At 43.3% G+C, this 7,745-nt stretch carries 8 protein-coding genes and 1 pseudogene; 3 read left to right on the top strand and 6 right to left on the bottom strand.

Annotation, left to right across the window (positions count from 1 at the left end; genetic code table 11):
• From ABYB02_RS12205 to sdhC, 4 genes are all read right to left on the bottom strand, one after another.
• The coding region (locus tag ABYB02_RS12205; RefSeq protein ID WP_372762720.1) for a succinate dehydrogenase iron-sulfur subunit at positions 1-679 on the bottom strand (679 nt) is incomplete at its 3' end.
• A gap of 10 nt (positions 680-689) precedes the next feature.
• Complete coding sequence (gene sdhA / locus ABYB02_RS12200; protein ID WP_372762719.1) at positions 690-2,462, bottom strand: succinate dehydrogenase flavoprotein subunit; 1,773 nt, start codon at positions 2,460-2,462, stop codon at positions 690-692.
• Positions 2,463-2,810 (bottom strand): succinate dehydrogenase, hydrophobic membrane anchor protein, encoded by a 348-nt coding sequence (gene sdhD / locus ABYB02_RS12195; RefSeq protein WP_372762718.1) that lies wholly within the window; start codon positions 2,808-2,810, stop codon positions 2,463-2,465.
• Positions 2,801-3,178 carry a succinate dehydrogenase, cytochrome b556 subunit gene (sdhC, locus tag ABYB02_RS12190; protein ID WP_372762721.1) on the bottom strand — a complete coding sequence of 126 codons (378 nt, stop codon included), beginning with the start codon at positions 3,176-3,178 and terminating at the stop codon, positions 2,801-2,803. The genes sdhD and sdhC overlap by 10 nt, the downstream gene beginning before the upstream one ends.
• Before the next feature lie 408 nt (positions 3,179-3,586).
• Between sdhC and ABYB02_RS12185 the strand changes: the two genes are divergently transcribed.
• The 3 genes from ABYB02_RS12185 (at position 3,587) to ABYB02_RS12175 (ending at position 6,645) form a co-directional block, all read left to right on the top strand.
• Positions 3,587-4,873 carry a citrate synthase gene (locus ABYB02_RS12185; RefSeq protein WP_372762717.1) on the top strand — a complete coding sequence of 429 codons (1,287 nt, stop codon included), beginning with the start codon at positions 3,587-3,589 and terminating at the stop codon, positions 4,871-4,873.
• Positions 4,874-4,988: 115 nt separating this feature from the next.
• The gene (locus tag ABYB02_RS12180) at positions 4,989-6,215 is read left to right on the top strand and encodes an aminotransferase class V-fold PLP-dependent enzyme (RefSeq protein WP_372762716.1); all 1,227 of its coding nucleotides are present in this window, start codon (positions 4,989-4,991) and stop codon (positions 6,213-6,215) included.
• 13 nt (positions 6,216-6,228) lie between these two features.
• Positions 6,229-6,645, top strand: a complete 417-nt coding sequence (locus ABYB02_RS12175; RefSeq protein ID WP_372762715.1) for a SufE family protein — start codon at positions 6,229-6,231, stop codon at positions 6,643-6,645.
• A 6-nt stretch (positions 6,646-6,651) separates the two neighbouring features.
• Here ABYB02_RS12175 and tcdA read toward each other — a convergent pair whose 3' ends face one another.
• Together tcdA and ABYB02_RS12165 are read right to left on the bottom strand one after the other, a co-directional pair.
• Entirely contained in the window at positions 6,652-7,452 is an 801-nt protein-coding gene (tcdA, locus tag ABYB02_RS12170; RefSeq protein ID WP_372762714.1) for a tRNA cyclic N6-threonylcarbamoyladenosine(37) synthase TcdA, read from the bottom strand.
• A pseudogene (locus tag ABYB02_RS12165) lies at positions 7,453-7,745 on the bottom strand (RNA pseudouridine synthase); the annotation flags it as partial.

The following is a 7,745-nucleotide window of genomic DNA, read 5'->3' as shown; positions in this document are numbered from 1 at the left end:
CAATTGCTTTAGTCGGGTTAAGACCCTTAGGACAAACGCTAACACAGTTCATGATACTGTGGCAACGGAACACACTGAATGCATCGTCTAAGTCGGCTAAACGCTCTTCTGTTGCAGTATCTCGGCTATCAGCTAAGAAACGGTAAGCATGAAGAAGGCCTGCTGGACCTATAAACTTATCTGGATTCCACCAGAAAGAAGGACACGATGTAGAACAACATGCACATAAAATACACTCATAAAGCCCATCTAACTTATCACGTTCTTCAATAGATTGAAGACGTTCGCCTGCAGTAGGCTCGTCATTAATTAAATAAGGTTTTACTTTTTCGTATTGAGTGTAGAACTGACTCATGTCAATAACAAGGTCACGAACAACAGGAAGTCCAGGTAATGGACGTACTACGATTTTACCTTTGCCATTTTTTTGTAGCGTAGATAAAGGAGTAATACATGCTAAGCCATTCTTACCATTCATGTTTACACCGTCTGAACCACACACACCTTCACGGCATGAACGACGGAATGATAAAGTAGGATCTTGCTCTTTTAATAATAAAAGTGCATCCAATACCATCATGTCTTGGCCTTCCTCGGTTTGCAAAGTGTAATCTTGCATACGCGGGGCGTTGTCAACGTCTGGATTGTAACGATAAACTGAAAATTGTACTTGTGCCATCGTCTCGCTCCTAGTAGGTACGTGCTTTAGGTGGGAAAGCTTCACGCGTCTTCGGCGCGTAGTTAACATCACGCTTGCTCATTTCATCCGTTAGCGGATTGAATACTGAGTGACATAACCAGTTTTCGTCATCACGATCTGGGAAGTCAAAGCGAGAGTGTGCACCACGGCTTTCGGTACGGAAGTTTGCAGCAACTGCTGTTGAGTACGCTGTTTCCATTAAGTTGTCTAGTTCAAGACATTCGATACGCTGCGTGTTGAAGTCTGATGATTTATCATCCAGACGCGCATGCTTAAGGCGTTCACGAATCTCTTTAAGCTCTTGTAAACCCGCAGCCATTGACTCACCTTCACGGAATACCGAGAAGTTAAGTTGCATACATTGCTGTAGGTCTTTTTTGATTTGCACTGGGTCTTCACCTTGGCCAACCGTTGAATTTTCCCAACGATTATAACGCGCCAGTGACGCTTCTAAATCAGACTCAGAAGCCGCTTTAGAGGCTTCAACACCATTAAGGTATTTACCTAAGAAGTTACCCGCAGCGCGGCCAAATACCACTAAATCAAGTAATGAGTTACCACCAAGGCGGTTCGCACCGTGTACTGATACACACGCAATCTCACCTACTGCAAATAAGCCTTCTACTACTTTTTCGTTGCCGTTGGCATCGATTTGCAGTGCTTGGCCATTAACGTTAGTAGGTACACCACCCATCATGTAGTGACAAGTAGGGATTACTGGAATCGGTTCTTTAGCTGGATCAACGTGAGCAAATGTTTTCGCCAGATCACATACGCCTGGAAGACGTAAGTTAAGCGTTTCTGCGCCTAAGTGATCAAGTTTAAGCTTGATGTGTGGACCCCAAGGACCATCACAACCACGCCCTTCACGGATTTCAGTCATCATTGAACGTGCTACCACATCACGCGACGCTAAGTCTTTTGCGTTCGGTGCGTAACGTTCCATGAAGCGCTCGCCATCTTTATTTAAAAGATAACCACCTTCACCACGACAACCTTCCGTTACTAGCGTACCTGCACCGGCAATACCCGTTGGGTGGAACTGCCACATTTCCATGTCTTGCATAGAAATACCAGCACGTGTTGCCATACCAACGCCGTCACCGGTGTTGATGTGTGCATTAGTGGTAGATGCGAAAATACGCCCTGCACCACCGGTTGCCAATACCACTGCTTTTGATTTGAAATAAACAACTTCGCCTGTTTCAATTTCAATAGCAGTACAGCCTACTACATCACCGTTATCGTTTTTAACTAAATCAAGTGCGTACCATTCAGAGAACACATTGGTTTTATTTTTAACGTTTTGTTGATAAAGAAGGTGTAATAACGCATGACCTGTACGGTCAGCAGCTGCAGCAGTACGTGCGGCTTGTTCACCACCAAAGTTTTTCGATTGACCACCGAAAGGACGTTGGTAAACACGGCCATTTTCAAAACGAGAAAATGGTAAGCCCATGTTTTCTAATTCAGTAATAGCTTCTGGGCCCGTTTGACACATATACTCGATAGCGTCTTGGTCACCGATAAAATCGGAACCTTTAACGGTATCGTACATATGCCATTCCCAGTTGTCTTCGTGTGAATTACCAAGCGCTACTGTAATACCACCCTGTGCTGATACAGTGTGTGAGCGAGTTGGAAATACTTTAGATATTAATGCACACGTTTTGCCAGATTCTGTAATTGCTAGCGCGGCGCGCATACCTGCACCACCGGCACCAATTACTACGGCGTCAAATTCACGAACAGAATATTTCACTTATACACCCCATAAAACAATAAGACCAATAGCGACGTAAGCAAGGGCCATTAAGTTTAGTAAAAAACCTAACACAGCACGAAGCTTAGCGCACTTAACATAGTCTGTTAGAACTTGCCAAAGGCCAATGCGGGTATGAACCATAACGCAAACAAGAGTAATTAACGTAAACCCTTTCATTGCTAAGTTAGAGAAGAGGCCTGTCCAGGCTTCGAAAGTGACTTCTGGCGTTGCTAAAAAATAGCCAATAATAAAAATTGCATACGCACTGATTATTAATGCCGTGGTACGTAAAGATACGAAATCTTGTACACCATCACGTTTAAGAGTTGCTTGATTTAAAACCATATCCACACCCCTGCCAATACGGCAAATACAACGCCAAGTGCCATTGCAATTTTAGCGCTGAGGTTACCTGATTCAAGTTCTTCCCAATGACCCATATCCATAATCATGTGACGGATACCACCAATAAGGTGATAACCCAATACAGAAAGGGTGCCCCAAGCTATAAATTTGGCAATGAATCCGCTAAACAGACCCTTGACGAATTCAAAACTTTCAGCTGAAGAAAGAGACTCTGACCAAGCCCAAATGACAAACGTTAAAGCGAAGAACAATGCAACACCGGTGACGCGGTGAAAAATTGATGCTTTAGCCGTTGCCGGCATAGATATAGTTGTTAGATCTAGATTTACAGGTCTTTGCTTTTTCACAGTTACTTGCCCATCTTGCCCACAGTGGGGCTCATCTACTTGTTTTTCTAAAACCCACCAAATATTTCTGATGGAACTATCAAAGTAAACGCGTTTATGCAGATTAAAGTTCACAAGGATGCAAAAGTTAAAATGTAAAAAAATGTTTACCTAAAGACAATGCGGTTAAAAACCTTGGATAGTATATATAGCCGCTAGCCTTTTTACAATTCTTGTTTACTTTGAGATCTTTACGAATTAGCCAATGGTATAATATTCATTCGATAGCGAATATTTATTATAGATATATGCATAACGTTTATAAAAATTGACTTTGCACCCCTGTTTCACGTTAAAATGTAGGGATGTGCTTAAAACAGATTTTAGAGTATAAAAATCAGAATAGTTATCTTAATAGGAGATACATAGATGGCAGATAAGAAAGCCACAGTCCATATTGATGGTCTAGATCCAATCGAACTTCCAATTTATCAAGGTACTGCTGGCCAAGACGTGATCGACGTGCGTACATTAGGCTCACACGGTCATTTCACTTACGACCCAGGTTTTATGTCGACTGGTTCTTGTGAATCTTCAATCACTTACATTGATGGTGGCAAAGGTGTGTTATTACATCGCGGCTACCCAATCGAACAACTTGCTGAAGACTCTAACTATATAGAATTATGCTACTTACTGTTAAACGGTGAGCTGCCTAGCAAAGCGCAATACGATGAATTTGAAAAACAAATCACGCGTAGCACAATGTTAGATGAAAAAATTGCAACCTTCTTCCAAGGTTTCCGTTTTGATGCTCACCCAATGGCAATGCTATGTGGTGTAGTGGGTGCGTTGTCTTCTTTTTACCATGAAGACTTAGATATTAACGATGCGGCACAACGTAAAATTAGCGCTGTAAAACTCATCGCTAAGCTACCAACCATTGCGGCAATGGCGTATAAAACAAACATTGGTCAACCGTTTGTATACCCACGTAATGACCTAAGCTATGCAGAAAACTTCTTACACATGATGTTCTCTGTACCTGCTGAAGAATACAAAGTTAACCCAGTAACAGCTAAAGCAATGGATAAAATATTCATGCTTCATGCTGATCACGAGCAAAACGCATCAACGTCTACGGTACGTCTTGCAGGTTCATCGGGTGCTAACCCATACGCTTGTATTGCTGCGGGTATCGCATCACTGTGGGGCCCTGCTCACGGCGGCGCTAACGAAGCATGTTTAAACATGTTAGAAGAAATTGGTTCGGTTGACCGTATCGACGAATACGTAGCAAAAGCCAAAGATAAGTCAGACCCGTTCCGTCTTATGGGCTTTGGTCACCGTGTTTACAAAAACTTCGACCCACGTGCCACCGTAATGCGTCAAACGTGTCACGAAGTACTAGCTGAGCTAAATATCGAAGATCCACTGTTGGATATTGCTATGAAGCTTGAGCAAATTGCCCTTGAAGACCCATACTTTGTTGAGAAGAAACTCTACCCTAACGTCGATTTCTACTCAGGTATTATTCTAAAAGCAATCGGTATTCCTACTAGCATGTTCACAGTAATTTTTGCTATGGCACGTACCGTAGGTTGGATCACGCATTGGGATGAGATGCTATCTCAACCTGGTCATAAGATCAGCCGTCCGCGTCAGCTTTACAAAGGCCATACACAACGTGACTACACGCCAACTGACAAGCGTTAATCTGCTCTGTTCAGTTTAAAAGGCCGCTATTGCGGCCTTTTTTATTAGCTACCCCTTGAGAATTATTGTAAACAGATTACAATTCTCGCCTTCCTCTGACTAAATAAATGAGCCTATGTCTGTTACTTCGTTTGATCTCACTAAAATTCGCCAGGATTTCCCTACCCTAAAACAAACAATCAACGACCAGCCACTCACTTATTTAGATTCAGCGGCCACCACACACAAACCCCAATGCGTAATAGATGCAACAAACGCCTTTTATAGCGAGCAAAATGCCAATGTGCATCGCGGCCGTCATACGCTAAGCGAGCAAGCTACCCAGCGCTATGAACAGGTGCGCGACAAAACAGCGGCCTATTTCGGCGTTGCCAGTAACGAAATTGTCTGGACTAAAGGGGCAACAGAAGCGATAAATTTAGTTGCTAATGGCTTAAAAAACCAAATTACGAGTAGTGATACTGTAGTAATTACCCCGCTCGATCACCACGCTAATATCGTTCCGTGGCAAGTTTTAACTCAGCAAACCGGCGCGACACTTGCGGTGTTGCCACTCAACGCCGACGCCACCTTTGATATTGACGCCTGTTGTGACTTTATTGCGCTGCACAAGCCAAAATTATTAGCCATTTCACAGGCATCAAATACCTTAGGCAATATTACCGATTTAGCGCCGTTAATACGCTGTGCTAAGTCAGTGGGCTGCTTAGTACTGGTTGACGGTGCCCAAGGTGCACTGCATTTAAAAAGCAATTTAAACACCCTAGACTGCGACTTTTATGTGTTTTCGGCACATAAGATGTTAGGGCCAACCGGCTTAGGCGCTCTGTATGGTCGCTCAGCCCTGTTAAACTCCTTATTACCTTATCAAACTGGTGGGGAGATGATTGAAACCGTTACGTTAACACACAGCACGTTCCGTGAAGCGCCGGCAAAATTTGAATCCGGTACCCCCAATATTGCGGGGGTGCTGGGGTTTGGTGCCGCGCTCGATTACTTAAACCGCTTAAATCACCAAGATATCGTTAATCACGAGCAAGCATTATTACAATATGCGGCGCATAAACTGCTAAAAATTGACGGCATTACGCTCTACAGTGAGTTAAAACATAATATTGGTACCTTATGCTTTAACTATAAAAATGAACATCCTTATGATTTGGCAACATTACTTGACGGATATGGTGTTGCTCTACGTAGTGGGCATCACTGTACTCAACCATTAATGACGCATTTAGGCATTAATGGCAGCTTAAGAGCCAGCTTGGCGTTCTATAATAACCGCGCAGACGTCGATAATTTCATCTTTGCACTGCAAAATTGTATTGCACTATTAGACTAATGTGGGATAAGAAATGACAAATATTTTTAATAAAACGGTCGAGCCAATTAAAAATGCCTCAGCTTGGCAACAAAAATACCGAGAAATAATGCTATTAGGGAAAACATTACCGCCGCTGGCTGAGGTGTTAAAGATTGACAGTGCATTAGTACCCGGCTGCGAAAGTAAAGTATGGTTATTTGTCGAGTTTGATTTAAGCGAAAATACCTTAGTCGTGGTTGGCGATTCTGATACACGCATTGTAAAGGGCTTATTGGCGTTAATATTAGCCCTGTATAACGGCCTTACTCCTGAGCAAGTGTTAACAGTGAATGCCTATGAAGAATTTGAAAAGCTCGGGCTGATTAATCACTTAAGCCCGTCGCGTGGTAACGGTATTAAAGCCATGGTCGACACAATCCAAACCATGGCAAAGCAAAAGCTTAGCTAAATCTAGCTAGGCTTTTGCAACACGTTGTTGTTTATCTAAATACTTGCGCACCGCTTTGGCGGCAACAAAAAAACCAAAGCTGCCGGTGATCATCGTCACTGAGCCAAAACCATTATTACAGTCCATATTCATGCTGCCATCGGCATTTTGCTTAGCATGGCAGACCGTGCCATCAGTTCCCGGGTAAACCAGTTGCTCAGTAGAGTAAACACAATCAACATTAAACTTACGTTTAGGGTTATTACTAAAGTTATACTGTTTGCGTAAAATGTAGCGGACTTTCGCCAGCAACGGATCTTGAGTGGTTTTTGCTACATCACCAAAGGTAATTTGACTCGGATCGGTTTGCCCACCCGCGCCACCGGTAGTAATAATAGCGATTTTATTACGTTTACAATGCGCGATTACCGCCGCTTTTTCTTTAACGGCGTCAATGCAGTCAATCACGTAGTCGAAATTTTGAATATGCTCACGAATATTATCTAGGGTAATAAAGTCATCAATGATCTGTACTTCACACGCAGGATTTATTAACTCACAGCGCGCTTTCATCGCATCGACTTTAGCTTGCCCAACGGTGCCGGTTAACGCGTGAATTTGGCGATTCACATTGGTGGCGCAAATATCATCTAAATCAATCAGCGTGAGTTTGCCCACTCCAGTACGCGCCAGCGCCTCAGCAGCCCAACTGCCTACACCGCCAATGCCAATTACGCAAAAATGCGCCTGTTGTAACCAGTCAAATTGTTGCTGGCCATATAAACGTTTGATCCCGCCAAAGCGGATGTCTGTTACTTTATCAGTCATTTACCAATCCAGTTGCCATGGCGTTTGCCAGGCTTTAAAATCATCATCGGCTATTAATTGCGCAAACTCGCTGCCGTTATTGGGTAACAGCGTAAATTGCATTACCCGTTCATGCCATAAAAAATCAACCGCAAAGGCATGCAGGTAGGTGCGTTCACTGGGCGAGCCCGCATAGGCAGTATCACCTAAAATGGGCGCGCCTATGCTTTTTAACGCCACCCGTAACTGGTGCGTTTTACCCGAAAAAGGCTTTAAAATATAGCCTCTAAAACCCGGCTTATAGCTAAAAGAAT

The organism is Pseudoalteromonas sp. (genome assembly GCF_041613455.1).
GTDB lineage: Bacteria > Pseudomonadota > Gammaproteobacteria > Enterobacterales > Alteromonadaceae > Pseudoalteromonas.
Note: the sequence above shows the minus strand (reverse complement) of the source record. Positions and strands in the feature narration are given on the sequence as shown.

Coding starts and splice junctions, on each gene's coding strand:
- sdhD (WP_372762718.1), bottom strand. CDS start 2,810: ATGGTTTTAAATCAAGCAACTCTTAAACGTGATGGTGTACAAGATTTC.
- ABYB02_RS12185 (WP_372762717.1), top strand. CDS start 3,587: ATGGCAGATAAGAAAGCCACAGTCCATATTGATGGTCTAGATCCAATC.
- ABYB02_RS12180 (WP_372762716.1), top strand. CDS start 4,989: ATGTCTGTTACTTCGTTTGATCTCACTAAAATTCGCCAGGATTTCCCT.
- ABYB02_RS12175 (WP_372762715.1), top strand. CDS start 6,229: ATGACAAATATTTTTAATAAAACGGTCGAGCCAATTAAAAATGCCTCA.
- tcdA (WP_372762714.1), bottom strand. CDS start 7,452: ATGACTGATAAAGTAACAGACATCCGCTTTGGCGGGATCAAACGTTTA.